23 protein-coding genes are annotated in these 26,256 nt (G+C 47.3%); 4 read left to right on the top strand and 19 right to left on the bottom strand.

The features are described 5' to 3' along the window. Window positions 1-386 precede the first annotated feature (386 nt). From carA to Q0198_RS02075, 10 genes are all read right to left on the bottom strand, one after another. Window positions 387-1,505, bottom strand: coding sequence for a glutamine-hydrolyzing carbamoyl-phosphate synthase small subunit (gene carA, locus Q0198_RS02120; RefSeq protein ID WP_297894441.1), 1,119 nt, complete (start codon window positions 1,503-1,505; stop codon window positions 387-389). Then, window positions 1,505-2,056, bottom strand: a complete 552-nt coding sequence (locus Q0198_RS02115) for a DUF507 family protein (protein WP_297894439.1) — start codon at window positions 2,054-2,056, stop codon at window positions 1,505-1,507. Before Q0198_RS02115 ends, carA begins: the two co-directional genes overlap by 1 nt. Before the next feature lie 91 nt (window positions 2,057-2,147). Beyond that, on the bottom strand, window positions 2,148-3,398 hold the full coding sequence (locus Q0198_RS02110; protein WP_297894437.1) for an adenylosuccinate synthase: 1,251 nt from the start codon (window positions 3,396-3,398) through the stop codon (window positions 2,148-2,150). Beyond that, a complete protein-coding gene (locus Q0198_RS02105; protein WP_297894435.1) occupies window positions 3,395-4,258 on the bottom strand; it encodes an ATP phosphoribosyltransferase regulatory subunit in 864 nt (287 codons plus the stop codon). Before Q0198_RS02105 ends, Q0198_RS02110 begins: the two co-directional genes overlap by 4 nt. Next, window positions 4,255-8,322: a diguanylate cyclase gene (locus tag Q0198_RS02100; protein WP_297894433.1), complete on the bottom strand. Its 4,068-nt coding sequence runs from the start codon at window positions 8,320-8,322 to the stop codon at window positions 4,255-4,257. Before Q0198_RS02100 ends, Q0198_RS02105 begins: the two co-directional genes overlap by 4 nt. Window positions 8,323-8,373: 51 nt before the next feature. Next, entirely contained in the window at window positions 8,374-9,063 is a 690-nt protein-coding gene (gene modB, locus Q0198_RS02095; protein WP_297894431.1) for a molybdate ABC transporter permease subunit, read from the bottom strand. Between the two features lie 1,047 nt (window positions 9,064-10,110). After that, window positions 10,111-10,959 (bottom strand): ATP-binding cassette domain-containing protein, encoded by an 849-nt coding sequence (locus Q0198_RS02090; protein ID WP_297894430.1) that lies wholly within the window; start codon window positions 10,957-10,959, stop codon window positions 10,111-10,113. Then, window positions 10,946-11,338 (bottom strand): hypothetical protein, encoded by a 393-nt coding sequence (locus tag Q0198_RS02085; protein WP_295151054.1) that lies wholly within the window; start codon window positions 11,336-11,338, stop codon window positions 10,946-10,948. Before Q0198_RS02085 ends, Q0198_RS02090 begins: the two co-directional genes overlap by 14 nt. Further along, on the bottom strand, window positions 11,338-12,105 hold the full coding sequence (gene modA / locus Q0198_RS02080; RefSeq protein WP_297894428.1) for a molybdate ABC transporter substrate-binding protein: 768 nt from the start codon (window positions 12,103-12,105) through the stop codon (window positions 11,338-11,340). Before modA ends, Q0198_RS02085 begins: the two co-directional genes overlap by 1 nt. Before the next feature lie 101 nt (window positions 12,106-12,206). After that, the gene (locus Q0198_RS02075) at window positions 12,207-12,995 is read right to left on the bottom strand and encodes a TOBE domain-containing protein (RefSeq protein WP_297894426.1); all 789 of its coding nucleotides are present in this window, start codon (window positions 12,993-12,995) and stop codon (window positions 12,207-12,209) included. A 183-nt stretch (window positions 12,996-13,178) separates the two neighbouring features. Here Q0198_RS02075 and Q0198_RS02070 point away from each other — a divergent pair, with 183 nt between their 5' ends. The 4 genes from Q0198_RS02070 (at window position 13,179) to Q0198_RS02055 (ending at window position 18,296) form a co-directional block, all read left to right on the top strand. Continuing rightward, window positions 13,179-13,901: a VacJ family lipoprotein gene (locus Q0198_RS02070; protein ID WP_297894424.1), complete on the top strand. Its 723-nt coding sequence runs from the start codon at window positions 13,179-13,181 to the stop codon at window positions 13,899-13,901. 2 nt (window positions 13,902-13,903) lie between these two features. Then, window positions 13,904-14,488 carry an ABC transporter substrate-binding protein gene (locus Q0198_RS02065; RefSeq protein ID WP_297894422.1) on the top strand — a complete coding sequence of 195 codons (585 nt, stop codon included), beginning with the start codon at window positions 13,904-13,906 and terminating at the stop codon, window positions 14,486-14,488. A 23-nt stretch (window positions 14,489-14,511) separates the two neighbouring features. Beyond that, a complete protein-coding gene (locus Q0198_RS02060; RefSeq protein ID WP_297894420.1) occupies window positions 14,512-17,295 on the top strand; it encodes an MMPL family transporter in 2,784 nt (927 codons plus the stop codon). Between the two features lie 347 nt (window positions 17,296-17,642). Further along, a complete protein-coding gene (locus Q0198_RS02055) occupies window positions 17,643-18,296 on the top strand; it encodes a hypothetical protein (protein ID WP_297894418.1) in 654 nt (217 codons plus the stop codon). 156 nt (window positions 18,297-18,452) lie between these two features. On the opposite strand, the gene trxB is transcribed toward Q0198_RS02055, so the two are convergent. The 9 genes from trxB to rpmE all read right to left on the bottom strand — a co-directional run bounded on the left by trxB (window position 18,453) and on the right by rpmE (window position 25,981). Then, window positions 18,453-19,397: a thioredoxin-disulfide reductase gene (trxB, locus tag Q0198_RS02050; RefSeq protein WP_297894415.1), complete on the bottom strand. Its 945-nt coding sequence runs from the start codon at window positions 19,395-19,397 to the stop codon at window positions 18,453-18,455. Between the two features lie 110 nt (window positions 19,398-19,507). Next, window positions 19,508-19,822, bottom strand: a complete 315-nt coding sequence (trxA, locus tag Q0198_RS02045) for a thioredoxin (protein ID WP_295151069.1) — start codon at window positions 19,820-19,822, stop codon at window positions 19,508-19,510. Window positions 19,823-19,892: 70 nt separating this feature from the next. Continuing rightward, window positions 19,893-20,231 carry a YraN family protein gene (locus Q0198_RS02040; RefSeq protein ID WP_297894413.1) on the bottom strand — a complete coding sequence of 113 codons (339 nt, stop codon included), beginning with the start codon at window positions 20,229-20,231 and terminating at the stop codon, window positions 19,893-19,895. 1 nt (window position 20,232) lies between these two features. Next, a complete protein-coding gene (locus tag Q0198_RS02035) occupies window positions 20,233-21,501 on the bottom strand; it encodes a homoserine dehydrogenase (RefSeq protein ID WP_297894412.1) in 1,269 nt (422 codons plus the stop codon). Continuing rightward, the gene (locus tag Q0198_RS02030) at window positions 21,501-22,706 is read right to left on the bottom strand and encodes an LL-diaminopimelate aminotransferase (RefSeq protein WP_297894410.1); all 1,206 of its coding nucleotides are present in this window, start codon (window positions 22,704-22,706) and stop codon (window positions 21,501-21,503) included. The genes Q0198_RS02035 and Q0198_RS02030 overlap by 1 nt, the downstream gene beginning before the upstream one ends. A gap of 533 nt (window positions 22,707-23,239) precedes the next feature. Beyond that, a complete protein-coding gene (locus Q0198_RS02025) occupies window positions 23,240-24,256 on the bottom strand; it encodes a hypothetical protein (RefSeq protein WP_297894408.1) in 1,017 nt (338 codons plus the stop codon). Continuing rightward, window positions 24,228-24,929: a 23S rRNA (guanosine(2251)-2'-O)-methyltransferase RlmB gene (rlmB, locus tag Q0198_RS02020; RefSeq protein WP_297894406.1), complete on the bottom strand. Its 702-nt coding sequence runs from the start codon at window positions 24,927-24,929 to the stop codon at window positions 24,228-24,230. Before rlmB ends, Q0198_RS02025 begins: the two co-directional genes overlap by 29 nt. Window positions 24,930-24,964: 35 nt before the next feature. Beyond that, window positions 24,965-25,780 (bottom strand): 16S rRNA (cytidine(1402)-2'-O)-methyltransferase, encoded by an 816-nt coding sequence (gene rsmI / locus Q0198_RS02015; RefSeq protein ID WP_297894404.1) that lies wholly within the window; start codon window positions 25,778-25,780, stop codon window positions 24,965-24,967. Further along, window positions 25,781-25,981, bottom strand: a complete 201-nt coding sequence (gene rpmE / locus Q0198_RS02010; RefSeq protein ID WP_177387662.1) for a 50S ribosomal protein L31 — start codon at window positions 25,979-25,981, stop codon at window positions 25,781-25,783. Window positions 25,982-26,256: the final 275 nt, after the last annotated feature.

Genomic DNA, 26,256 nt, shown 5'->3' with positions numbered 1-26,256 from the left:
TACCGCAGGATCTGTTTTGAAAGGGCTAAGTGCGTCAAGCCAACTTTTAAATTTAAAACGCATGAAATTTAGCCGCGCGTGCGCTTAAAAGCTATGTGGAAGCAAAATCGCGCAAATGAAAAGTTACGGCGCGCAGCCGGTTTAAATTTAAAACCGCGACTAGCACAGATTCGTTTCATCCAAAAAGCTGCTTAATTCAAAATCACCGCGGTAATCCTCAGCCCGCAAAAGTGCGCTTTACACGCTACTCTAGCCTGCAATTATCCAGGCTGCGACGAGCTTTAAATTTACGACTCAAAGACCGCGTTAGAATTTAAAGCTTGCCGTAAATTTAAAATTTTACCGCGCGATCGCGGTAAAATTTCATGTGGGCAAAATTTTAAAAATCATAAAATTTCAAGAAATTCTTTGAATATATATTTGCTCTCGGTAGGCCCTGCGCTGGCTTCGGGGTGGTGCTGCACCGAAAATACGGGATACTCCCTGTAGCGCACGCCCTCAATCGTGCCGTCGAAAAGATTTCGGTGCGTGATCTCGCAGATCTGCGCGATCGTCTCTGGGACGTTGTAGTTGTGGTTTTGCGCAGTGATCTCGATCGATTTAGTGCGCAGATTTTGCACGGGGTGGTTTGCGCCGTGCTGGCCGAATTTCAGCTTGTAGGTCTCATATCCCATCGCGTTGCTTAACAGCTGATGACCTAGGCAAATTCCAAAAATCGGCACGCGCGCCTCAACCATCTTTTTGATCTGCGCGATCTCCTCTTTAAGCATGCGAGGCTCGCCCGGGCCGTTTGATAAAAACACGCCGTCGATCTGCCCCTCTTTAAATTTGGCGATCAGCACCTCCGCTTTAACGTCGTGCGGAAAAACCTCGACGCCGAGCCCCAGATCGCAAAGCTCGTTTAGGATATTTCGCTTGACGCCGTAATCGATCACGGCTATCTTTTTGCCGCGGCTTGCGGGCTGAGCGTAGCTTCCGCGCTCGGCATCCCAGCGCCCGGAGGTGTGCTTATACGGCGCCTTCGTGCTTACGATGCTTACGTAGTTGATCTCCTCTATACGCGCAGACTCGCTAAGCGCCTTTTTAAGAGCCGCCTTATCGCTGATCTCGGTCGAAACGAAGGCGCGCAGGCTGCCCTGATCGCGCAGCATCTTGGTTAAAAATCTAGTGTCGATGTCGTAAACGCCGAATTTCCCGTTTTGCAGAAAATAATCTTCTAGGCTCATCTGCGAGCGGAAATTTGAAGGCTCGTTATTAAAATTTCTTACGAAAATTCCGCTGGCATGGATTTTGGAGCTTTCCTTGTCGTTTTCGTTGATCCCTACGATGCCGATTTCGGGCATCGTAAAGATAATGAACTGCCCCGCGTAGCTTGGATCTGAGATGATCTCCTCGTAGCCGGTGGTGGAGGTGTTAAACACGAGCTCGCCGAATGCGCTGCCGCCCTTGCCGAACGCCTTGGCTTGCAGGTAGATGCCGTTTTCTATGTAGATATACGCGTTCATTACAGCATACCCCGTTTTCTTAGCTCCTCTTCGTAGAGCTTTTCAAACACAAGCTCGTATTCTTCGGTACCCGGGATCAATTTTTGCTTGTAGCCCTCGATCTTTTCATAGACCTCGTCTTCGATCTTTTGGTAGCTTTTCAAATACTCCTCGATCGCGTTATAAATTATCGTCTTTAGCCTGTTTTCCGAGACTTTGTAATCGATCAAATTTTTCTTCCAAACGGTTTCTAAAATTTTATGCGATATGGTGCCGTAGCGATCCTCGAAATTTAGCTCGAAATTCTCATCGTTTGCGATGTGGCGCTTGATGAGCCAAAACATATCTTTTTTATTCACGCTCATCTCATCTAGCTCGCTTATGCGCTCATCTATCAGCTCGTTTGCGCGCTCGTCTATCGCTCTTTCTTTTTGCAGATCGGTCCTTATGATCTCGTCCGCTTCCTTGGCGACGGGTTCTATGCCCGCACCGAGCGTAACGCAGCCCGAGTTTAGCAGATCCAGCGCTATTTTATGCGCGATATATGGCACGTGTGGTAGTCGTATTCGCATGATCGTTCCTTTAAATTCAGTTCTATGAGCGGTCGCGCCGCCCGCGTTTGCAAACGGCGGAATTTTAAAATTCTTAAAATTCCGCCCGATTTTATAAAATTATCGTGTCGCTTCTTTCGGGACTGGTAGAGATAAAGCCCACTTTCGCGCCGCTTAGCTCCTCTATTTTGCGGATATAATTTTGCGCGTTTTGCGGCAGATCCTCAAATTTTGAAATTCCTTTGACGCTGTCCCAGCCCTGCATCTGCTCATAAACCGGCTCGGCAGCTTCCAAATCGATCGGAAAATAATCGATCTCCTCCCCCTTATAGCGATATGCTCGGCAAATTTTAATGCTCTCAAAGCCGTCTAAGACGTCAAGCTTCATCAGCGCGAGCTTGTCGATGCCGCTAAGGCGCACGGCGTATTTCGTAGCCACTCCGTCGAACCAGCCGCAGCGGCGCGCCCTGCCCGTCGTGGTGCCATACTCTTTGCCGATCTCGCGCATCGCCTCGCCTTGCGGACCCTTATCCTCGGTAGGAAACGCGCCGTTGCCCACGCGAGTGGTGTAGGCTTTTAAAATCCCCATCACCGTGCCGATATCTTTCGGCGCGAGCCCGAGTCCGCTGCAAGCCCCGCCCGCGATAGTCGTCGAGCTCGTGACGTAAGGATAGGTGCCGTGATCGATATCAAGCAAGCTTCCTTGCGCGCCCTCTACGAGTACGCGCTTATCGTAATCAAGCGCCTTCCACAGCATATGCGTGGTATCGGCGATGTATGGCTCGAGCGCGCTTTTATAGCGCTTTAGTTCATCGTAAATTTCAAGCTTGCTAGGGATTTTAACCCCCGCTTTTTCAAAAACGCTCTCATGCGAAGCAAAATCGCGCGATAGCGCCTCGGCGAGCCTTTCGGGCTCCAAAAGCTCCGCTACGCGGTGTCCCGTGCGCGCGATCTTATCGGCATACGCAGGCCCTATGCCCTTGCCGGTGGTGCCGATCGCAAGCTCGCCCTTGCTTTTTTCGCGCGCCTGATCGATCAGCGAGTGGTACTGTAAATTTAAAAACGCCTTCTCGCTTATGAAAAATCTGCCCTTTAAATTTTCAAATTGCGCCATCTCGGTAATCAGCACGTCGGGATTGATCACGACGCCGTTTCCGATGATGTTGATGATATTTTTATGAAGCACGCCGCTAGGCACCAGATGCAGCGCAAATTTCTCGCCGTTTATAACGATGGTGTGGCCTGCGTTGTGCCCGCCGCTGCTGCGACATACGAAATCGTAATTCGCGCTTATCATATCTACGATCTTGCCCTTGCCCTCATCGCCCCACTGGGCGCCGATGACTACGTCAACTTTGCTCATTTTTCATCCTTTTGCATAATTTTTTCTATCAAAGCATCTACTAGCAGCGCAAAGCCGCTGGATTTTAGCCCGTCAATCTCGTAATTTCCGCCGTTACAATACACCGCGCCCGCGTCTAAAAATCTAAAAAATAGCGCATCGTAATAGCGCATTTTAGAGTAATATAGCAGCGAAACACGTATATTGTCGTAATCTACGCCTAAATTTAAAATTTCATCTAAACACGGCTTTAGCTCTTCAGGCACCTGCGCGCGCAGATCCTGCACGTCCTTTAGCGACGTGGCGCGAGCCGTAGCGTCCAGCCAAGGCAAATTTTGCTCAAGCAGCGTCTCAATCTTGCCCTTTTCAAAAATTTCAAGCGGCAGGTTTAAAATTTCGCAAATTTTTTTAGGAATTTCGATATTGCTTAGCTGAAGCGCGGGCACAAGATCAAATTCTTTAAAAAATTCCTGCGCGATTTTGATCGCAAGCGGCAGATTTTTCTCCCCGATTAGCTCCGCGCCGATCTGATAAAACTCGTCGCTTGGGTATTTGAAGGTCGGCTGAACGTAAAATAGCCGCCTTAGCTTATCGTCTTTCAGCCGTTTGCGCACGATACGCACGACGTCCACGGTGCTGTCTGCGCGAAGCGCGAGCTCGTGGTTCGTGGGATCGGAGAGCTTAAGAAGCTTTTGCGGCGCGACGCTTAGGTGTTGATGATATGAAAAATATGGCGTTAAAATTTCGCTAAAGCCGTTTTTAACGAGGATTTCGCTCGCTTTATTTTCCAGCTCGCGCTTGAGCTGCGCGCTCTTTCCGAAATAAAGCCTCGAGCCGTTGGGTATCTCGTGATCAAAATCGGCGCTAACGCTATCTATCATGCTGCCTCCAAATCGCTTATGAACTGATTCAGCCGCGTTTTAAAGCTCTGAATGAAGCTTGCCAAAACGCGGTAATCAAGCGAAAGAATATCTAAAATTTGCTTACGTATTTCTGTAGTTAGCGCAAATTTTTCGCTGCCCGCGCTTTGAGTTTTGTTTAAAATTTCGCCGAATTTTGCTCTAAAGCCTTCAAACTCTCCGGGGCTCAGATCGCCTGCATCGGCGCGCGAAATGAAGCTTAAAGCAAGCTCTTTGTAATCAAGCGCGTTTAAGAAGCTGATAAACTCATCTTTGTCGATGGCTGCAAGCTTGGGCGTATCTTTAAATCGCGCGATGAAAGCGTCTATCTCCCTGCGATCAAGCGCTTTTGCGATAAAATTTCCCTGCAGATAGTTAAATTTCAAATTGTTTAAAAGCCGCAGAGATAGCGCATTTTCGACGCCTTGAGCACCTACTGCGAATCCGAACTCGCGCTTTAGCTTGCCTGTGATCTCCACCATCGTTCGGATAGCATTTTTTTTCTTGCCTATGTCCAGGCAGAGCTCGCGGTCAATTTTAACGATATCGAAAGGCTGGGCATTCAGGAATGGGATATTATTTTTATTTGCGCTATTAAGAGCAAATTTAACCCCAAGATCTGCATAACGCCCACGCGCAGGGGCGAATTCCTTAAAATTTTGCTCGCTAAAATCGGTTATCTCAAACATCAACTCGCCTTTTGCATTAGCTCTGTCTCGCAAGCTGTGAGCTACGAAATCGTAAAATTCGTCGTTTGTAAGCACGGCTAAACTTACGTTTATAGAGCAGTTTGCGCCCGTTTGAGCGTTAAATTCCATCATCTTTGAAAACGCAAATTTTGAGATCGGCAACTCAAATCGCGGCTCGCTTAATATCTGCGCAAAATCCTGTGGGGCAAGAATTCCGCGCTTTCCGCGATCCCAGCGTAAAAGCAGCTCATATCCGTAAATCTGCGCTCCGCTAATGATCGGCTGATAGAGCACGAAAAACTCCCCCTCTTCGATCGCCGCAGCAATCCCTTCCTCGCTAGGTCCGTCTGCTTCGGCGCGCTCAAAGATGCAGTAGCGGTTTTTGCCGCTCGTTTTGGCGCGATACATCGCCCTATCCGCGCGCGATAAAAGTCCTGGAAAATCGATCTTTTCGCTGCCGTCGTAAAACGCTGCGCCAACGCTGATACTTGCGCTAATCTCATTGCCTTTGAGGTTAAATTTAATCTTTGAAATTCCAAGCAGGCGATCTAATAGCACATGCGCGGCGTTCTTGCTTTGCAGATCGCCGATAATGGCGCCGAACTCATCGCCACCAAGGCGCGCTAAAATATCGCCTTTACGCAGTAGCCCGCTCATCGCTTTTGAGATCGCTTGTAAAAACATATCGCCGACCTCGTGCCCGTAGGTGTCGTTGATCGCTTTAAAGCCGTCAAAATCGATGAAAAGCACCGCCATAAGCTTGGAATTTTCGCCCGAGTTTGCCGTAAATCTCTGCGCAGCTTTCATAAAATACACTCTATTTGGAAGCCCGGTAAGCGCGTCGTGATGGGCGATCTTGGCTAGCTCGCTCTCTTTTTGCTTAATCTGCGAAATTTCGGTAAACATCAGAATGAAATTTGAAGTAAGCGAAAAATCATCCTTTATCGCAATTGCCGTAAATAACGCAGGAAAGGTGCCACCACCTTTTTTTAGTCCGTAAATTTCATCTTTATAGGAGGTCTGTTTGCCAACGAGATTTTTTCTAATCCTCTCCATCACGTCTGCTCCGCCCTCCGTAGGAGCGAAGAAATTTGGAATTTTGCCGATAGTTTGGCTTTCGCTATAGCCGGTGATTTCATAAAAGGCGTTATTAGCGCGCAGCACGCGACCGCTCTCATCTGTGATTAAGATCGCCTCTAGCGAGCGCGAAAAGACGTTGGCGTTTAAATTTAACTCCAGCTCCGTCTGTTTGCGCGAGCTGATATCTTCGAGCGTAGTTTTTACAAGGCGCGAGCGAGAGCCCTGCTTTTCGGTGACGTAGCCTTGCATACTGATCCAAGTATAGGCATTAGCGGCATTTCGCAGACGGAATTCGCAGCTAAAATCGCTCCTAAGCCCGGCGGTGCATTCGCGGATCATTTTATTGAAATTCTCTAAATCCGCGAAGTAAATTTCATAACTGAACTCCCCGAAGCTCATCGCAGTGTTTAGCCTTTTGCCGCGATATTTTAAAATTTTAAAGTAATTTTTATCAAACGACAGCGTCTGCGCATCAAGATCGATTAAGCAGGTGCAAAAATTCCTAGTCTCGATTACGGTGCGGTAAAAGTCCAAATCCTCCTGCAAGCCGCGGATCGCCTTAACATCGTCATCAATATTTTGAAAATAAAACGCAGCCCTGGCGGCGGACTTTTTGACATAGATGCTCACTTCGTAGCTATAGCGGATATTGTCATTATGGCGAATTTTATAGCTTTGAGAAAAGCTTAGCTCTTCTGCGGGCATATCGGCTAAGCGGTTTAAAATTTCATTTTTAGCCTCATTCGCATCCTTTTCATCCAGCAAATCCCATAGCCTTATCTCGCCGCTTAAAAACTGCGCCGCTTCGTAACCCCAAAGCTCTTTTATATTTTTACTAGCATCTACGATCTTGCCCGAAGTGTAGTCAAACACGAGTGTAACGATAGGCGCGTGATTTAAATACTCATATTTTTGCTTAGTTTCATCGTAAAATCTGCGATATTTCGACGCGTCAAGCACCACGAAAAGGGTTGAAATTTTACTTCCGTCGCGGATATAAGATTTTTTAACATAAAGGTCTTTGACGCCATTTTTGGTCTCTTGGCGGGTTACGACATAGTTTTCTTTGACATAGTTTGCACGCTGGGTTTGATAGGCGTGATCGTAAAACGAGCCTGCTTGCAGCGCGAATATATTCCGTCCTACGACGTCATCGCCATAAAGCTCGCGCGCACCGTTGCTAGCGCTTTCGATCGTGCCTGCGACGTTATCGATGCTAAGCACCGAAAGAGAGCTGTATTTTAGCGCATCTTTAAAGCTGAGGCTAAAATCGCCGTGGCGCAAATTAGACTTCAAAACCTCATCTATGGATTTAGAAATTTCTAAGACGGAGCTTAGCGGATTTAGCGCTTCTATATCGCGAATTTTGGAGTGATAATCCCCTTGGCGCAGCGCGTTTTGAACTGCCGCTAGCGGGATAAAAACGCGCTTTTTTAAAAACGTAAAATTTGAAATTAGAAGGATTAAATAAGCTAAAATTACCGCTGCTAGCGCTACGACGATAAAATCGTCCACGCCTAAAAAATAGCCGGCTCGTTCGCGAGCCATTACGAAATTATCTCCAAATTTCGCAAGATATGCAAAGCTTAGCCCCGATTCGTCTTCGAAGCTCACCACTTCGCCTAGACGCGAAAAATCAAAATCCTGCCCCAATAGATCGGTTACGCTGCCAGGAGCGTTAAAGAATTTGCCTTCGGCGTTAAAGACCAAAATATCTCCCAGCGAAGAGAGCCTGGCAATCGGCCTAGTAGTGTTGGCAAAGCCTAGCAGATATGAATCAGCGTTTACGCGCTTGATCAAAAAATACCGCCAAGCCCCGTCCATCATCATATAGCGCGATACCCATTCATCCTTTTTTAGCTCGCTTGCGATATCCGCAAGCCGTATCTCGCCAAGATCCGAAATACGCGCATCCGATGAAAAATGCGCCAAGCTCTCCTGTTCCGCGCCGTGGGCGCGCAGATAAAAAATAGCGTAAAATCTATGAGAAGATTTTACGACGTTGCGGATCAAATCCGCGTAAAGCTCGCTTTGCGCAGCCTCATGCCTTGCATCCAAAGAAAGGATATTTTCTTTTAGAATTTCAAGCTCGCTAAAAAGCGACTCGTCGGTATTTTTAAGTAAAGTAATCGCCGTGCGCGTCCGCAAATCAAGCTGCGTAGCGATCCTAGTGCGCAAAAAGCTAATCTCGCAAACTACTACAAGCGTAAGCAGCGCAGCGCCTAGAATCAAGGCGGCGTTAAATCTTTCGGTAACGAAGTCTTTTTTGTTTTTCATGCCAAATTCCAAATTTTGCGGGATTTTAGCAAATTTCGTTTTAAAGCCGATTTAAGCTTGTATTTTCGCGCCCTTTGCGCCCAAAAAATGCATAATCAAAAGCACGGCGAAGCTAAAGAGCAGCATCAGCGCCGAATATGCGTGAGCCTGCGCAAAATCGAGCGTTTCGGTTGCTTCGTAGATTGCGATGGAGGCAACCTTAGTCTGCTCGCTCACGCTGCCGCCGATCATCAGCACGACGCCAAACTCGCCCATCGTATGCGCAAAGCAGATCACCAAGGCGCTAAGCAGGGAGTGGCGTATCGCGGGCAACGCGACTCGAAAAAGCTTGGAAAAATAGCCCTTGCCGAGCGAGTCGCACGCCCAAAAAAGCGAGCGCGGAAGCGAGCGAAAGCCCGAAACCAGCGGCGAAAACATAAACGGCAGCGAGTAGATACAGCTCGCGATCACGAGCCCGCTGAAATTAAATACGAGCCGAAGCCCGAAGTGTTTGTCAAAAAACTCCCCTAGCACCGAATACGGCGATAGAAAAACGAGCAGGTAAAAGCCTAGCACCGAAGGCGGAAGCACGAGCGGAAGCGAGATGATCGATTCGATCACGCTTTTGCCTCGGAAATTTTTTCTCGCCATAAAAAACGCGAGCGGCACGCAGATGATAAACAACGCAAATGTCGTTAAGCTCGCAAGTTTTAATGAGACGAGAAACGGCGTGTAATCGAGCCCCTTTAGAATTTCAAACATTTATCCTCCGAGCCGAGCCGCTGGGCCCAAACTATAAAATCTTAAAAGCCTAGCCCTACTTTAAAATTTAGAGGCAAAGCTAGATAGAATTTACGCAAACCTCATAGTCATAAGGCTTTGCAAAATGAAATTTTAAAAATTTCTGCGCAGACCTAGCTGCGCAAGAGCTTTAGCGAAATGAAATTTTAAAAATTTCGCGCAAGCTAAAGCGAGCGGAATTTATAAAAGTGCTTGGCTAATAAATTCCTTCAAGCGCGCAAATCCTGCTGAGCTTTTAAGCTCTACCCAAGCCGGCAAATTTTTAAGGTCACGAATTTTGCTGAGCTAAATTTCAAAAAGCTTAGCTTAGCTTTAAAACTTGAGCGGGCAGGATTTATCTGAGCGTAAATTTCACGAAAAATATGGCTAAACTACGCCCTCCGAACAACTTGGCGGAATTAGATTGAGCCCGACAAAACAAAATTTTAAAATTTCGCATAAACCTAAAAAACCGGGTTAATAAAACCTTGCCACAGCTTGCAAATTAAGCGAGTTTAGCACGCAAGCTTTGAGCCGTTAAAGCTTTTAAAATTTCAAAGCCACAAAATCCAGGCAAAATTCCAAATCTAAAAATTTAAGTTTTTGCGAAGCTTTACATTAAATTTTTACCAAGATCGCATGATAGAATTCGCGCAACTCCTGCCAAAAAAGTAAGCTAAAAGCCGCCAAATTTAAAAATAAACCCACCACGCCAATTAATAAATTCAAAGAAGGAATTTAACGGCGCCTGTCTGCGTAAAATCTAAAATTTAAAGCTTAATTTTCGCACGCTATCTAGTCTCGCATTGTAATTTTGCTCTAGCCTGCGTTTAAATTTTGTGTTTCATAAAACTCTAAGCGCGATGCGAATGAAATTTTAAAATCTCGCCGTATTTTGCGGGCAAATCTAGCTAAAATTTTGCAAAATTCCTCGTCTAAATTCCGCGCAAAATTCCATAAGAGTCTGCATTTAAATCTCTAATCTAGTTGAAATTTCTCACTTATGCGCGCCCAAGCTTGCCTGCAAGTTTAAATTTTACGCAGAGTGATATTAAAGGCTTTGGCGCCTGTTTTGACCTCATCGCCTACTTGCAAGCCATCGGCTTCTGCATTGCTTAGCACCACTTCGCACAGCTGGCTGCCGATCGCTACGACGGCTACTTTGACCCCGTCGCGTGCTTGCAAATCGACAATCTTGCCCGCGAAAGAAAACTTCTGTGAGCCGCTAGTTTTAAGAAAAATTTCCTCCGGCGTACCGGTGCGGACGATCCTGCCGTCCTTCATCTCATAAACCCGCTTGCAAAGTCTATAAATCTCGCTTACGTCGTGGCTTACCAAAATCACGGTCTGATGAAACTGCTCGTGGATTTTTAGCAGATACTCTTGGATTTTTTCGCGCATCGTAAAATCAAGCGCCGAAAGCGGCTCGTCAAGTAGCAAAATTTCAGGCTCTTGCATCAGTGCGCGAGCAAGTGCTACGCGCTGCTTCTGTCCGCCGCTAAGACCCTCGACGCCGGATTTCGCAAACTCGCTAAGCTCTAAAATTTCAAGCAGCATTGCGGCTTTTTGCGGATCGTTTCTGGCAAAAAGTAGATTGCCCGTCACGCTCATATTCTCAAAAAGTGCGTAGTCTTGAAATAAAAAGCCGATCCTGCGCTTGCCCGCACTTAAGAATTCATTGCCTTCTTGCAGCACACGATCGCCGTCTTTTATGCTACCACTATCTGCGCGCAAAAATCCAGCCAAAATGCGCAGCAGTGTAGTCTTACCGCTGCCGCTGCGCCCATATAGGCACACAAACGAGCCTTTGTTAATCTCTAAGCGAGCATCAATCGAGAAATCATCACTGATTTTTTTCTTACAATCAATCGTTATCATATTTTTCTATATATATCGCAGTGGCGCTAATGTATGCGAAAACCTCGTCGCCCTCGCGTAAAGCAAGCTCCTGCGCAGAATGCGCGCTAATGAGCACATCAAAGCTTATCTTGCCTTCAAACCTGAGCGTGCATAGAATTTCACCTAAGCTTAGGCTCATAATCTTGCCGTGAATTTCATTTTCGCTAGATACACCACTTAGGGCTTCGCGAGATAAAAGCACATCAGTACTTTTAAAGCCCACGTAAACTTCACTGCCCACCTTAAGCTCGCTACTTAGCTGCAGAAATACGCCACGTAGCTTGATGCCGCCCGCGATAAATCCTACAGAATGGATGCCGTCTTTTTGTAAAATTTCGTTGATTCTCGCTCTAATCATTAAAACTCGTATCCGTATTTAGCAAAGATCGCCCTGCCCTTATCGCTTAGAATAAAATCATAAAATGCCTTGGCTTCGGCATTGTCTTTGGCGCGGTTTAGCACAACCATGCCTTGAGCTATCGGCTCGTAGAGCTTGGTATCGACTAAGACGAAATTTTTGCCCTGCTTGCAAGGCTTGTCGTTGCAGCCGTCCTTTGCCATCTTAGGCGCATACATCGCGCTAGCCGCGATAAAGCCGACGTCGGAAGCTTTGAGCGCTTGCGAAAGTGCCTCGCCGATCGATTTTGCTTCTACGATTTTGCCTTTGATCTCATCGTAAACTCCCGCTTTTTGGAAGGCCTGTACGATTGCGGTGCCGTAAGGAGCGGTCTTTGGATTTGCTATGGAAATCGTTTTAACGCTAGGGTCTTTTAAAATTTCAAGCCCCTTGCTAAGATCTACGCCGCGCACGCTAAACATCGCGACCTTGCCCTTTGCGTAGGTTTTGGCAGGCGCCGTCGCAAAGCCCTCTTTATGCAGGTCGTCTGCAAATTTCATATCAGCCGCCATAAAAATATCAAACGGCGCGCCGTTTTTGATCTGCGTGCTAAGCGCACCGCTCGCACCCAAGCTCACATTTAGCGTAGTTTGCGGATGTAACTTGGCAAATTCCGCCTTAATCTCGTCAAACGCATACGTCGTGTTCGCAGCGGCTGCTACGCTGACCTCTCCGGCGCTTAGCACGCCTGCGGTTAAAATTCCTAAAAGCACCGCTTTCAACTTCATTTTATGCCTTTCGTTTCGGCTCTCACCGAGAATTGAATTGTATCTAAAATTTTAAATTTACGCCTTAAATTTTAAAATTTTGCGCACCCAATTTCACCCTATTACGCGCCAATAATGATCTCGCTAGGCTCGATGATCGCCGTTACTTCATCTCCTACTCCTAGAGCCATCGCGGTGGCAGATTCTCGCGTGATGATCGCGGTGATGTTTTGATGCGAGCTTGTGCCTAGACAGATCTCTGCGTTTACCGCGCCGATTTTGACCTCGCTAATCGTGCCCTTGATTTGATTCGCCGTACTAAGTTTTAGCTTCTCCGAGGCTCCTTTAGCGATGATGACGCTTGGAGCCTTAAATAAAAACAGCACATCCTTGCCCACCTTTAGCCCTAAATTTTTTTCGCTCTCTACGGTTACCGTCGCGCATAAAATTTCGCCACCTGCGAGTTTAGCCGTGATTTGAGAATTTACAGCGCCTGTTTGAACATCCGTAATCTCAACACTTAGCTGATTGCGCGCAGAAAGCTTCATACCGATCTTCTCTAAGCTTAAAAGACTCTCTTCGGTGATCTCGTCAAGCTTTAAAATTTCACTCAAAAATGTCTCACCTGCGTGGCTGATAGCATCATAAGCGCGAATCAGCTTGTGAGCGTAAGGGGTAAGCTCGGAGCCGCTATTTTTCTTTGTGCCTTGAGTGCGGACGATGAGGGGTTTTTTGCTCGCGTTGTTGATTAAATTTAGCGCGTCCCAGCCGTTTTTATACGACACTCCTACGATCTCTGCGGCCTTTGTAATACTTTTAGTCTCATCTACGGCCTTAAGCAACTTAATGTGCTTGGCTAAAAGCGATGCTTTGTTGCCAAGCAGGAATTCCAAAGCAAATTTTGCGTCCATTTTCATCCTTTCTTATTTACTTTCACGTGATTTTATAATATATCCTCTGATATATTTCTTAAAGAGCTACAGGCTTTATTCTGCGATATAAAGAGGGAAATTCTATACGAAATTTTACCCTTATTGACAAAATTTCTTTAAACTTGTAAAATCGCCACTTTGATTTATAAAGAAGGGTCACATTTGAAATTTATAAAAATTCTATTCTTAGCCGCGGCATTGGCACTTTGTGGTTGCTCGCAAAAGCAAGAAATAGTAGCGCCTAGCGACACAGATGGTTTTGATGAGGAGTTCGCCAAGCGCGAGGTTTTCGATCCACTTAGCGGCTACAACCGCGTTATGACGAGCTTCAACGACGTATTTTACTCATATATACTAACCCCCGTAGCCAGCGGTTACGACTATGTAATGCCCGATCCGATCCAGGGCGCGTTTTCAAATTTTTTCTATAATATTTTATATCCGATGAGGCTCGTAAACAACCTGCTGCAGGGTAAATTTGAAAATTCTTGGGACGAGACGAAGCGGTTTTTGATCAATTCGACCGTCGGCTTCGGCGGACTTAACGATATGGCAGGCAAATACTACGGGATTCCGCGCCACGACGAGGATTTCGGGCAAACGCTCGGATATTGGGGCGTGCCGGCAGGTCCTCACATCGTCTGGCCGATCTTAGGACAGAGCAATCTACGCGATACAGCTGGACTTGTAGGAGATTATTTTTCAAACCCGATAAATTATATTAAAGATGGCACGGTGCGAAACTCCGTCAACGGATTTAGAATATTTAATGACTACTCGCGCGATCCGGAATTTTATGAAAAAATGACCAAAGATGCGGTGGATCTGTATCCATTTTTACGCGATGCTTACGAGCAAAATCGCGAGAAACTAATAAAGGAATAACAATGAAAATTTTAAAAGTTCTAGCGCTTTGCGGAGCGCTTTTGATTTCAGCGCACGCTATTAGCGATGCGGATATCGAGCCCGTGATGAGCCAAAAGGTCTCCGAGGCCGTAGGCATTATGCGAAGCAGCGCGCCCAAAGACGCAAAGCCAGCGAAAATCTTTGCGCTTTTCGACGGCTATTTTGATTATAAGATGATGGCGAAGCTCTCCCTTGCGAAGCATTACGCTAGCCTTAGCCCCGCGCAGATCGCGGAATTTAATAAGGCCTTTGAAGCGCATCTAAAGCGCTCGTTTATCGAAAAACTTTCGCTTTATACCGATCAGGATATGAAGGTGCTAAGCAAACAAAGCCCGAGCGATAAGCGCCGCGTGCTAAAAACGCAGGTCATCGGCGAGCAGAAAAACTACGACATAGATTTTAAATTTTATCCTAACGGCTCTGATTGGCGCATCTACGATGTCGATATCGTGGGCGTTAGCCTAATCCAAACCTATCGCTCGCAGCTAGGCGACGTAACGCAAAATTTGGGCTTTGACGAGCTCATAAAGCGGCTAAATTCCACCGTCATCAATAGCGGCGAATAGCGGCACGCCCAAAAGAGCGGTATTTGAAAAAAATTTTTCGCCTAATCGTCGCGTTTCCGAAAATCACGCTCGCGCTGTTTACGGCGCTGGCGCTGTTTTTCGGCTACTACTCCACAAAGCTCGAAATCGACGCTTCGACCCAGACGCTACTGCTTGATAACGACGAGGATCTTCAAATTTGGCGCGAAGTATCCAAGCGCTACGAAACGCCGAATTTCTTAGTCGTCGCCTACACTCCCGCAGGCGATCTTTTAGCGCCCGAGACGATCCGCAAGATAGCGCAGATGGATGCCGCTTTTTCTAAGCTGGATTTCGTCGCCGGCGTCACGGACATCACGAATGTGCCGCTTTTGCTAAACAAAGGTAGCGGTATGAGCGAGCTGCTTAAGCACATACCCACTCTTACCGACGCGGACGTAAATTTAACCGCGGCTAGGCGCGAGCTTTCTACGAGCCCCTTTTATGCGTCAAATTTAGTAAGCGCCGATCTTCGCACTACCGCAATTTTAATAAATTTAAAACCGCAGACCCGCTACGAGGAGCTTTTGCGCCTAAGAGACGGAGCCAAAAGCGCTCTAAAGCAAGCGGAGCATGAGGGCAATAGTTCCAAAGCTCAAATTTCACAGCTCAAAGATGCGCTTAAAGCTTCGGAGCAAAATTTCAAATCCTATCGCGACGAGCTTCGCGAAAAAGATCACCGCGACATTGTGGCTTTGCGCGCGTTGATCGCGGGTTTTGAGAAGGAATTTGCGGGCGATAGACTGTTTTTGGGCGGACTGAATATGATCGCCGACGATATGGTAGGCTACGTCCGCTCGGATCTAACGACCTACGGACTCGGCGCCTTGGTGCTTCTGTTAGCGTGCTTTTGGCTCTTTTTTAGACAGGCGAAATTTATCCTGCTGCCGCTTATCATCTGCGCGTATTCGGTCGTGCTCGCAGCGGGATTATTCGGCTTTTTGAGCTTTGAGGTTACGGTGATTAGCTCAAATTTCATAGCGCTTCAGCTCATCATCACGGTTTCGGTCTGTATCCACCTAATCGTCGCCTACCGCGAGTTTAGCGCGCGCTTTCACGCATTTTCGCAGCGCCAGCTCGTTTATGCGGTGCTGCGCGAGCGCGCAAGACCCTGCTTTTTCGCGATCTTTACGACCGTTATCGGCTTTATGTCGCTAATTTTTTGCGATATAAAACCCGTAATTTCTCTGGGAATTATGATGAGCGTAGGCATCAGCATCTCGCTAGTTACGGCATTTGGAGTATTCGGCGCGGTTATGTCGCTTCTGCCACGCACGCACAATAACCGCAGCTTCGAGCAGCACTTTAAATTTACGCTTTGGTGCGCCGAAACGGCGCTACGTAGCAGAGGCGCGGTTTACGGCGTTTGCGCTGCGGCGGTGATCTTTGGACTATACGGCATCTCGCAGCTGCGCGTCGAAAACAGCTTCATCGGCTACTTCAAAAAAAGTACCGATATCCGCGCGGGCATGGAGGTCATCGATACAAATCTGGGCGGAACTATCCCGCTTGATATCGTCGTTAAATTTAAAAGCGCAGGCGGCGCAAATTCTGCTAGCGGGAGTGAAAATTCCGCAATCGGCAGCGCAAATTCTAAAAACGGCGAAAATTCCAATCCCTCGGGGCGAAATTTTGCGGCAAATTCTACTCGGCAAAATTCTATCGCACAAAATTCCGCTACTCAGAATTCTACCACCGCGGCGCAAAATTCTATTGCAGAAAATTCTATGCCCCAAGGTTCCGCTGCGGCAACACAACCAAGCGAAGCCGTAAATTCAGATCAAACCGATGCCGCAAATTTAGAGCATAATTCCACCGCGAGCGACGATTTTGGCGATTTCGAAGCCGAATACGCCGCCAACGAAAACAAGCCGCAGTATTGGTTCACCTCCGAAAAGATGCGTATCATCGGCAAAATAGATGATTTTTTGAAGGACAAAAACGTCACGGGACACGAGTTTATTGGCAACGTAAGCTCGCTCGCATCGCTTTTAAAGCTCGGCAAGCAGATTAATCAGGGGCGCGATCTGGACGATCTAAGCCTTGCTCTAATCTACTCTGAAATGCCGGAAAACTACCGCGAGATGGTGCTTTCACCTTTTGTAAATATCGAAGCGAACGAGGCGCACTTTAGCGTCCGCACGATAGATAGCGATCCGAATCTCCGCAGGGCGCAATTCCTAGCCGATCTTAAGCGCGATCTGGACTCTCTACTCGCTAAGGATAACGTCACGGTGCAGATCAGCGGCATAATGGTGCTTTATAACAATATGCTTCAAAGCCTGATGAGCTCGCAGATAGGCACTCTGGGTATTACCGTGCTCGTGCTTTTCGTGCTTTTCGTGATCATCTTTCGCTCGTTTTCATACGCACTTATCGCGATCGTCGTAAATTTAATTCCGCTTTGCGCCTGCTTCGGCATTATGGGGGTTGCGAGCATTCCACTAGATATCATGAGTATCACGATAGCGGCGATTAGCATCGGTATCGGCGTTGACGACGTCATCCACTATATCTATCGCTACAAGCGGGAGTTTGCGCGCCTGGGCGACGAGGCCGCGGCAATCCGCGCGAGCCACGCAAGTATCGGATACGCGATGTATTATACGTCGTTTGCGATCATTTTGGGCTTTAGTGTGATGATGATGAGTAATTTCTGGCCTACGATCTACTTTGGGATGTTAATATGTCTGGTGATGAGCCTGCTTCTTTTGGGTGCGCTCATAATCCTGCCGTCGCTAATAATGAGCCGAAAGGGCTTAAAATTTAGCCTCTTTAAAGCTAAATAAATTTTATCTCGCTATAATTCCCGCATTTGGAGAGGATGGCGACCTGGTGGCGTCTGCGGACTTCAAATCCGATAGGAGGGCGGTTGACCGTTTTCCGGGGGGTTCGATTCCCTCCCTCTCTCGCCGAATTCTTTTAAAATTCTATCTTTAAATTTTATCTTTCACGCTTTTAGCCACGTACTTCGCGAATTTATATCAAATTTCGGCTCTAAATTTATCCGTTATTAAACAGAGATGGATAGCATTGCTCGTTAACTTTTCTTGAAGGAGCGCGTATAAAATACGCATTAGGTGCTGCGCTTGCGGCATTTATTTTTGCAGGATGTGGCGATGACGATGTGGGGCTTGTGAAAAACTATACTTTGCCTGATTTCAAGTCGATGAGTATTGGCACGGCGATCGAGGGCTCGAAAATCTGCAAAAATATCACGTGGAGCAAAGAGGAAAACGGCGGATTAAAGACGGTTAAGATGGTCTGCGACGTGGATGTAGAGCAGAGACTTAAATCATATAAACAAGAGATGTTGGACTCATCTTTAAAAAGAGTTATGACTTTTTATGAGGGCAAGGCTTACGACGCGCAAGGCTTGTTTAAGCTGGCAAAAGAATACTGCAAGCTAAACGAAGCCAAATTCCAAGAAACGCTTAAAACCAAAGGCAAAATAGAATTTGAAGAAGAATGGAAGTCGGTCGATTGCGACGACAAACTAAAAGGGGAGATACTAAAAGAAAGCAATACCGAAATCTACATAGACTCTATTATGGAGTGCTTAAAAGCAGCCATTTATTACTCGCAAATAACCGCAGAACAATTGGACGCGAGCTTCGGACATAAAGAAGGCGGATCATCAAAGCTTGCTATCGAGCTAAATTTTATCGTAAATGAGGGTAAAAGCGTAAATCTGTCTGATAAATTTAAACTTATCACGAATGGCAAAGAAGATCCCGTGAATAAAATGAAGTCAAAAGATGTCATAGCAGGCTTCTACGAAAGGCAATAAGCGCCTCATCTCGCGGCTAAATTTGATGAAATTTTAAAATTTAGCCGCCTTTTTATATCAAAATTTCATTCAAAATTTTATGTGAAGTTTTAAATTTAAAGCGCGGCGGAATCAATTTCGCCTGCCGCGCCGTGAAATTTTCCGCCGAATACAAGCTTATTTATCGTGTCCTTGCAGATACGCAATCGCGCTAAGTGCGGCAACCGCGCCGTCGCCTGCCGCGCAGACGACCTGTTTAGGCGCATCCTGTCTCATATCGCCCGCCGCAAATAGCCCGTGCACGCTTGTTTGCATCTTTAAATTTACCGCGACCTGTCCGCCAGGCGTGATGTCGCAGATGAACTTGCCATCATCGCCCTTTAGCACCTCGTTTCGCACGTCAAGCCCCACGAATACGAAGATCCCAGGCAGCTGCAGCTCGCGCGTGGCGCCGCTGGTTTTATCCTTGACGACGACGCCCGTTACGCCGCTTGCATCACCTTTGATCTGCTCTACGAGCGCGCTTGTAATGAGCTCAATATTCTCACTTTCGCGCACCTTTTGCACTGTCGAAGGCGCTGCGCGAAACTCGTCTCGGCGGTGGATCAGATAGACTTTAGAGCAAATTTTAGCTAGATACAGAGCCTCCTCTAGCGCCGTATCGCCGCCGCCGAGGACGGCAACCTCTTTGCCCTTGTAAAAAAACCCGTCGCAGGTCGCGCAGGTACTGACGCCGCGACCGAAGAACTCATCCTCGCCCTCAATCCCCGCGCGGCGCGGAGTAGAGCCCGTAGCGACGATAACGGCACGCGCGCGTCGTGTTTGATCGCCCTCGAGATAGATCGTAAAATTTCCATCGCCGTCTTTTGAGACGCGCAGCACGCGCACCATCTCATGCTTTAAGCCAAAGCGGAAGCACTGCTCCTGCCAAGGCGCCATAAAGCTCATCCCGTCGGTCACCGCGGCGACACCGGGGTAGTTTTCCATCTCGGAGCTTGAGGTGATCTGCCCGCCGGGCATCCCCATCTCAAACATCACGACGTCCTTTAAACCGCCTCTTGTAGCATAAAGCCCCGCCGCTAGCCCCGCAGGACCGCCGCCGATAATTGCTAAATCTAACATTTTTTCTCCTTAATTATTTTATTAAGTAAAGTCGCGGGCGTTAAATTTACGAATTTAATTAATAAAACGATGAGTAGAAGGGAAAAGGGCGAAAGCCGCCCTTTTAAAATTTACAGAAGCGAGTTTAGTTTGTCGGCTATGATCTGCTTAGATTGCGCGCCGATGAGCTGAGCTTTTAGCTCGCCGTCTTTGAAAAATAGAATCGTAGGGATCGAGCGGACGCCGAACTGCACCGCCAAATCCTGCGCTTCGTCGGTATTCACTTTACAAATTTTAGCCTTGCCCTCGTAATCGTTCGCAAGCTCCTCGATGATCGGGGCGATCATACGGCACGGCCCGCACCAAGGCGCCCAAAAATCGACTAATGCGACACCCTCTTTAGTAACGTCGAAATTCTCCGAAGTAAGCTCTATATACTTTCCCATAATGTTCTCCTTGTGTTAAAATTCCGCGGATTATAGTTCATTATCTTAAATAAATAATAAAAATTCTAATTTAAAAAGATATGTTGGCGATAAATTTTATCTGCTTTGGATAAACTTCCACTACGTCGATCTGCCACGGCTCGTCCGTATCGCAGCTCATCAGATAAAATTCCGCCGCTTTTAAAATTTTAGCCATCTTGGCGCCAGTCACGCGCTCTGCGGCGTCGTAATCGCCGCTCGTGGCCTTTACTTCTACAAAGTGCAAAATTCCGCCCTTATGCGCGATTATATCGATCTCGCCGAAGCGGCAGCGAAAATTTCGCTTTAAAATTTCAAACCCTTCGCCGCGTAAAAATTCCGCCGCACGGTCCTCGCAGGCAAAGCCGAAAAGATATTCTTTTAAGCTCAACTTAGCTTTCGATCCTGATCATAAAAGGCTTTTGCGTGATGAAATTTTCGCCGCCGATCACGCTTATTGCGCGCTTGATATTCTTCTCGCAGCACGTATGCGTCGTGAAAAACAGCGTCACCTCCTCGTCCGTTTTGAGCTTCGGCTTTTGCAAAAAGCTATCGATCGAAAGATCGTTTAAGCTCATAATGTTCGTAAGCTTCGCGAGCACGCCCTTTTCGTCGCGCACGCGCAGCCTGAAATAATATTTCGTGCGGATCTGCTCGTTCGGCAAAATTTGCATAAAATTTTCGCTCGGCAAAATTTTATAGCCGAGCATCGGATTTTTGTTATCGCGCGCAATGTCGATGAGATCGCTTATAACCGCACTTGCCGTAGCGCTACCGCCCGCGCCCGGGCCATAATACATACTCTCGCCGACGCAGTCTCCGTAGATGCTCACGCCATTCATCACGCCATCGACTTTTGAGAGCATTTGATCCTTTGAAATGAGCGCAGGATGGACGCGCAGCTCGACTTTGTTATCGCACGCGCGCTTAGCTACCGCAAGCAGCTTGATTATAAAATCAAATTCGCGCGCAAAATAGATATCCTCCTGCGTGATCTCCTCGATCCCTTCGATTAGGATATCTTCAGGATCTCCGTGCACGCCGTATGCGATGCTAGCTAGGATCAAGAGCTTATGCGCCGCATCAAACCCGCCAATGTCGAAGCTAGGATCGGCTTCGGCGTAACCGAGCTCTTGAGCTCGCTTTAGCGCGTCTTCAAATTTCTCATTTTTTTGCATCATATTCGTAAGGATGAAGTTGCTCGTGCCGTTTACGATGCCGATTATCTTTTCGATACGATTGGCGCTTAGCCCTTCGCGCAGGGTTTTTATGATCGGAATTCCGCCCGCTACGCTCGCTTCAAAGCCAAAAGGCGTATCGCCCGCCAAAGCCTGAAGTTTGTAGCGATGATAAGCCAAAAGCGCCTTATTTGCGGTAACAACCGCCTTTTTGCGCTTTAAAATTTCACTTACGATCTCATATGGCTTTTCTACCCCGCCCATAAGCTCTATAAAAACGTCAATATCGTCGCGCTCGATGATACTCCCAGCGTCGCTGCTAAGCGGAATTTGCACGCCCCTTTTTTTGCTCGTATCGCGCACGAGTCCGATTACTGGCTCTATGCTAACGCCCGCGCGCGCAAGGATGATATCTTTATTTTTAATCAAAATGTTTGCAACTTCGCTACCTACGGTGCCGACGCCTAAAATAGCTACTTTCATCAGATCTCTTTCAAATATTTTTTTATATTTCTAGCGGCTTGACGGATCCTGTTTTCGTTTTCGATAAAGGCGATCCGCACGTAATCGTCTCCCGCTGCGCCAAAGCCAACGCCCGGGCTTACGGCGACGCACGCCTTGGTAAGAAGCTGCTTGGAAAACTCCATGCTCCTTAGATGAGCCGCAGCCGGCGGCAATTTCGCCCACGCAAACATCGACGCGCTAGGTTTAGCGATCTGCCAGCCCGCGTCCGCAAAAGCGTCTATCAAAAAATTCCTACGCTTCTCATAGCTCGCGCGGATCTCCTCTACGCACTCTTGCGGCCCGTCCAGCGCGATCGTGGCGGCTACTTGGATCGGCGTAAACATACCGTAATCAAACCACGATTTGATCTTTTTAAGCGCGGCGACTAGCTTTTTGTTGCCGCATACGAAACCTACGCGCCAACCCGCCATATTGTAGCTTTTAGAGAGAGTGTACGCCTCGACTGCGACGTCCTTTGCGCCCTGAACCTCAAAAATGGACGGCGTTTTGTAATCATCAAAAGCGATCTCTGCGTAAGCGATGTCACTGATGATATAAAACCGCTCCTGTCGCGCCATCGCCACAAGCCGCTCGTAGAAGCTCTTTTGCACGACGACCGTCGTAGGGTTATGCGGGAAATTTACGACGACGTATTTTGGACGCGGAATGCTCTCGTCGAAGGTCTTTTGCAGATCGATGAAAAATTTATTCTCGTTAAAATTTAAATTTTCATCATAGGCAAGCGGGATTTTAACGACGTTGCCGCCCGCGATGATGAAGGCTTGGGTGTGGATCGGATACGCAGGATCGGGCACCACCGCGACATCGCCCGGATTTACGATCGCGCTAGTTAGATGCACGAAGCCCTCTTTAGAGCCCATCACGGCGACGATCTCACTTTCTGGGTCCAAGATCACGCCGTATTTGCGCTTGTACCAATTCGCGCAGGCAAGTCGCAGCTTGTAGATGCCCTGACTTACGGAGTAGCCGTGCGTCTTGTCCTTTTGCGCGCTTTCGCAAAGCTTGTCTATTATATGCTGCGGCGTCCTGCCGTCGGGATTGCCCATTGAAAAATCGATTATATCTTCACCGGATCTGCGCGCCGCCATTTTTATGGCATTGACCTCGGCAAAAACGTAATTGGGCAAACGCTCGATTTTTGAAAAACGAATTTCGTCAAACATCTCAAACCTCTTATCTTAAAGTAATTTTCAAACCATATTTAAAATTTCGCGCCTTAAGCGCCGCGATCTGCTCGCGCCGCACGGAGGCTAAAATTTCAAGCCTTAGCGTCGATGCGGCGGCGCTTTTTATATTGCTCGAGCAATTTAAACTTTTACCTCGCTAAAATTTTAAAACCGCGGAGGCATTGATTGTTTAAATTTAGAGCATCACGACCCTTTGCGGCGCTGTTTAAATTTACGTCCGATCAAAACGATAACGATTAAAGCTGCCGTTTTTACGCCGCGTCCTCGAACGATGCCCTTTAAATTTGCCGCGCTACAGCAAGCCGCCCGCACCGTTTGAAATTTTATCGCACCGTTAAATTTTGCCTGCGCCGCTTAAAATTCTATCTAAGGCGGCGCGGTTCAAAACCTTCTAAATTTACGCTCGTGGGTTTATTTTAAGTCGCACTCGCCGCAGAGAGCCGAAATTCTATCCTCGGCGGCGGCGCAGTCCTACGAGCGAAGAGCCACGCGCGAGAGCGAGGATTTTACTACTTTTTGCCCTTGTTTAGGCGCAGAAACTCATCTGCTGAAATTTTAGTGATATTACCATCTTTGACGTGGAATTTTTGAGTGTTTCTTTCGCTGAAAGTTACGTTGCCATCGGCTTTGCCGAGCTCAAACATCCCGTGACCGGTAGAGATTAGCAGTTCCTCATCTCCTTGCGAAGCGACGACGTAAGGGGTATTTATGACCATCTCACGCTTCTTGCCGCTTTTTAGATTGATGATGCCGATCCACATCTTACCGCGCGGGCTAAGCACGATATCTTTGCTGGGTGCGGGCGCGCTTTGAGTAGCGTTTCCGTCGGTAGAATTTTCCTCAGTCTTAATGCTCGCACGCTCAATTCTAATAGAGCGGTCCAGCGCGTTTAGCGAGCTTAAATTTTCATCCGCAACAGCGGCTGCATTGGCATCTGACTTTAGTGCGAATTTTTCATCTGTAGCGTTGTGCGAAACGACGTCGATACCGATGTTTTCAAGCTTTTTTTGAGTGTTATTTACGATTGGAGCGTCCGAGTAGGTGGTTTTGTTTTGTTCCCATAAAAGCGAGCCCAAAAATTCGCCGAAGCTTTTATAAAGTCCGAAATAAAAGATCGCACCTATAATTAACACCATCACAAGCAGCCACATAAGCCAGCCGCTGCCGCTTTTGTTAGGGCTAACTCTTTGACCATAGACCTGCTCGACTTTAGCTTTTTTAACGGGCACAAAGCTCGCTTTGGCGCTCTCAAACTCGCTAAGCCAGTCCGATAGATCCAGCCCGAACTCGCGCTCTAAAATTTTAATGTAGCCCTTCACGTTAAAATTTGCTAGCTTCTCGAAATCTTTATTGATGATGTATTCTAAATTTTGCGCGTCGATGCGCGTCGTGCGCGCTATCTCTATCAGATCCATGGACTTTAATTTATCCAGATCGCTATTTTTTGGCTGCTGTGTTTGCTCCGGCTTCTCGGTTTGTTCCGCCTTCTCGTCCGTATTATTTAACTTCTCTTCTATTTCTTCCATTTAAAATTCCATCGCATAGTATCGCAAATGCCGCGCTTACATTAAGCGAATCCCAGCCTTCGCGCATCTTTATCGATACCGCGCAGTCGCATTTTTTAAGCGCTCTAGCAGGTATCCCCTCTTCTTCGTTCCCCATTACGAGTGCGTTTTTCGCGCCGAGCTTTAACTCCTTAAAGTTCGTCCCGCCCGCACTCGCGGCGTAAATTTCAAAGCCGCTTTGTTTAAGCTCGTTTAGCACGCTAAGCCCGTCTGCGGCCTTAACGACGTTTAGCTCATACGCCGCGCCCGAGCTTGCGCGCACTACGCCCGCCATATTTAGATTATTTGCGACGACGATCACGCTGTCCGCGCCCAAAGCATAGGCGCTGCGCATTATCGCGCCGATGTTTCCGACGTCGGTAAGCCCATAAAAGATCGGCACGAATTTATCGTCTTTGACGCTAGCCAGATCGCCGAAGCTAAAATCCTCCACCTCGGCCAAGAAGCCTTGATGGTTGCCGCCGCGAGCGAGGGCTTGAGCTTTTTTCGCATCGGCGCGCTCGATTTTTACGCCGGTCGCGGCGATCTTTTTAAAAATTTCTTTCTCGCACTCCTTTGCAAGGATGATGCGGATAAATTTCTGCGGATGCCGATTTAAAAGGTGCAAAAACAGCTGCTTGCCGTAAATAATCATTTTGAGATTTTAGCAAAAAACGGTTAAAATATGACTTAGCGTATCAAATTTTTATATATTTCTTTGGCGGGTTCGCCGTTTATTTTTGAGAGCAGTTTCGCTTTTATTTTCGGCGCGATCTCAAGCGACAAAATATCTTCCTGCGTGATTTTTTCAAAGCTTTTCTCGCCTGCACCGTCAATCACGACGCACCACTCGCCGTTTAAATTTGCGCCGTTTAGGCTGGATAGAACCTCTGCGGCGCTACCGAAAAATTTGGTTTCAAATTTTTTCGTAGCTTCTTTGATCGCAAAAATTTTGCGCTGCGTGTCGATCCCAGCGATCTGTTCTATCAGTTTTACCACGCGCTTTGGGGATTCATATAGCACGCACGGATAGGGGCTTTGCATTAAATTTAGAATCTGAGCTTTGCGCTGCGCGCCGTCATTATTCAAAAAGCCTAAAAAGCTAAATTCTTTCTCCACTAGCCCGCTTGCGGCGGCTGCGAGTAGCAGAGCGTTTGCGCCGCTAAGCACCTCGTAAGGCACGTCGCTTCGCTGCGCAAATTTAACGAGCGCAATTCCCGGATCGCTGATGCAGGGCATGCCGGCGTCGCTTACGTATGCGCAAACTTTTTCGCGCAGAAGCGCTGCATCAAAGCTTGCGAAAAATTCCGCTTCGTTGTGCGTGTGCAGCGAGTAAAACTGTGAAATTTTAAATGAAATTTGAAATTTATCGGATAATAAGTTTAGAAGTTTTTTTGAAACCCTCGTATCCTCGCAGATTAGGATTTCGCAGCTTTGCAATACCTCAAGCGCGCGGCTCGAGATATCGCTTAGATTTCCTATCGGCGTAGGAATGAGATATAGCAACTATTTCATTCCGTATTTTTGCTTAAATTTCTCGACGCGGCCCGCGCTATCTACGATCTTCTCGCTGCCCGTGAAAAACGGATGGCAATTGGAGCAGATATCGACGCGGATCTCTGGCTTGTTCGAGCGCGTTTTAAAAGTGTTTCCGCAAGCGCAGGTAACGGTCGTTTCGACAAAGTTCGGATGTATATCTTTTTTCATTTTTGATCCTTTTTGATGATTTTAAGAGGTTGCGATTATACAACTTTTTTATCTAAAAAGCAAATTTAAAGGGTTTTTAAAAACTCTCGGCAAAGCGTGGATTTTCTTTTTGAATATGCTTTTTTGGACGCGAAGTTTTAAAATTTAGCCCGCTTTACTCCCTTGCTAGCCCGTTTTTATCGGATTTGTCGCTGATTAGCTTGCCGCTTTCGTCGTATTTTTTGGTGCGCACGAGCCTGCCACGCTCAAACTCGCCCTCGGCTTCGAGCTTGCCG

It is taken from the genome of uncultured Campylobacter sp., assembly GCF_938045205.1.
In the GTDB taxonomy this organism is placed as follows: Bacteria; Campylobacterota; Campylobacteria; order Campylobacterales; family Campylobacteraceae; genus Campylobacter_B.
This window is presented reverse-complemented; position numbering and strand designations above follow the sequence as displayed.

Coding starts and splice junctions, on each gene's coding strand:
- Q0198_RS02085 (WP_295151054.1), bottom strand. CDS start 11,338: ATGATTAGAGCGAGAATCAACGAAATTTTACAAAAAGACGGCATCCAT.
- Q0198_RS02065 (WP_297894422.1), top strand. CDS start 13,904: ATGAAAATTTTAAAAGTTCTAGCGCTTTGCGGAGCGCTTTTGATTTCA.
- Q0198_RS02035 (WP_297894412.1), bottom strand. CDS start 21,501: ATGAAAGTAGCTATTTTAGGCGTCGGCACCGTAGGTAGCGAAGTTGCA.
- Q0198_RS02090 (WP_297894430.1), bottom strand. CDS start 10,959: ATGATAACGATTGATTGTAAGAAAAAAATCAGTGATGATTTCTCGATT.
- trxA (WP_295151069.1), bottom strand. CDS start 19,822: ATGGGAAAGTATATAGAGCTTACTTCGGAGAATTTCGACGTTACTAAA.
- rlmB (WP_297894406.1), bottom strand. CDS start 24,929: ATGATTATTTACGGCAAGCAGCTGTTTTTGCACCTTTTAAATCGGCAT.
- Q0198_RS02115 (WP_297894439.1), bottom strand. CDS start 2,056: ATGCGAATACGACTACCACACGTGCCATATATCGCGCATAAAATAGCG.
- Q0198_RS02100 (WP_297894433.1), bottom strand. CDS start 8,322: ATGAAAAACAAAAAAGACTTCGTTACCGAAAGATTTAACGCCGCCTTG.
- modB (WP_297894431.1), bottom strand. CDS start 9,063: ATGTTTGAAATTCTAAAGGGGCTCGATTACACGCCGTTTCTCGTCTCA.
- Q0198_RS02030 (WP_297894410.1), bottom strand. CDS start 22,706: ATGTTTGACGAAATTCGTTTTTCAAAAATCGAGCGTTTGCCCAATTAC.
- Q0198_RS02025 (WP_297894408.1), bottom strand. CDS start 24,256: ATGGAAGAAATAGAAGAGAAGTTAAATAATACGGACGAGAAGGCGGAA.
- rpmE (WP_177387662.1), bottom strand. CDS start 25,981: ATGAAAAAAGATATACATCCGAACTTTGTCGAAACGACCGTTACCTGC.
- carA (WP_297894441.1), bottom strand. CDS start 1,505: ATGAACGCGTATATCTACATAGAAAACGGCATCTACCTGCAAGCCAAG.
- Q0198_RS02075 (WP_297894426.1), bottom strand. CDS start 12,995: ATGGACGCAAAATTTGCTTTGGAATTCCTGCTTGGCAACAAAGCATCG.
- modA (WP_297894428.1), bottom strand. CDS start 12,105: ATGAAGTTGAAAGCGGTGCTTTTAGGAATTTTAACCGCAGGCGTGCTA.
- trxB (WP_297894415.1), bottom strand. CDS start 19,397: ATGTTAGATTTAGCAATTATCGGCGGCGGTCCTGCGGGGCTAGCGGCG.
- Q0198_RS02110 (WP_297894437.1), bottom strand. CDS start 3,398: ATGAGCAAAGTTGACGTAGTCATCGGCGCCCAGTGGGGCGATGAGGGC.
- Q0198_RS02105 (WP_297894435.1), bottom strand. CDS start 4,258: ATGATAGATAGCGTTAGCGCCGATTTTGATCACGAGATACCCAACGGC.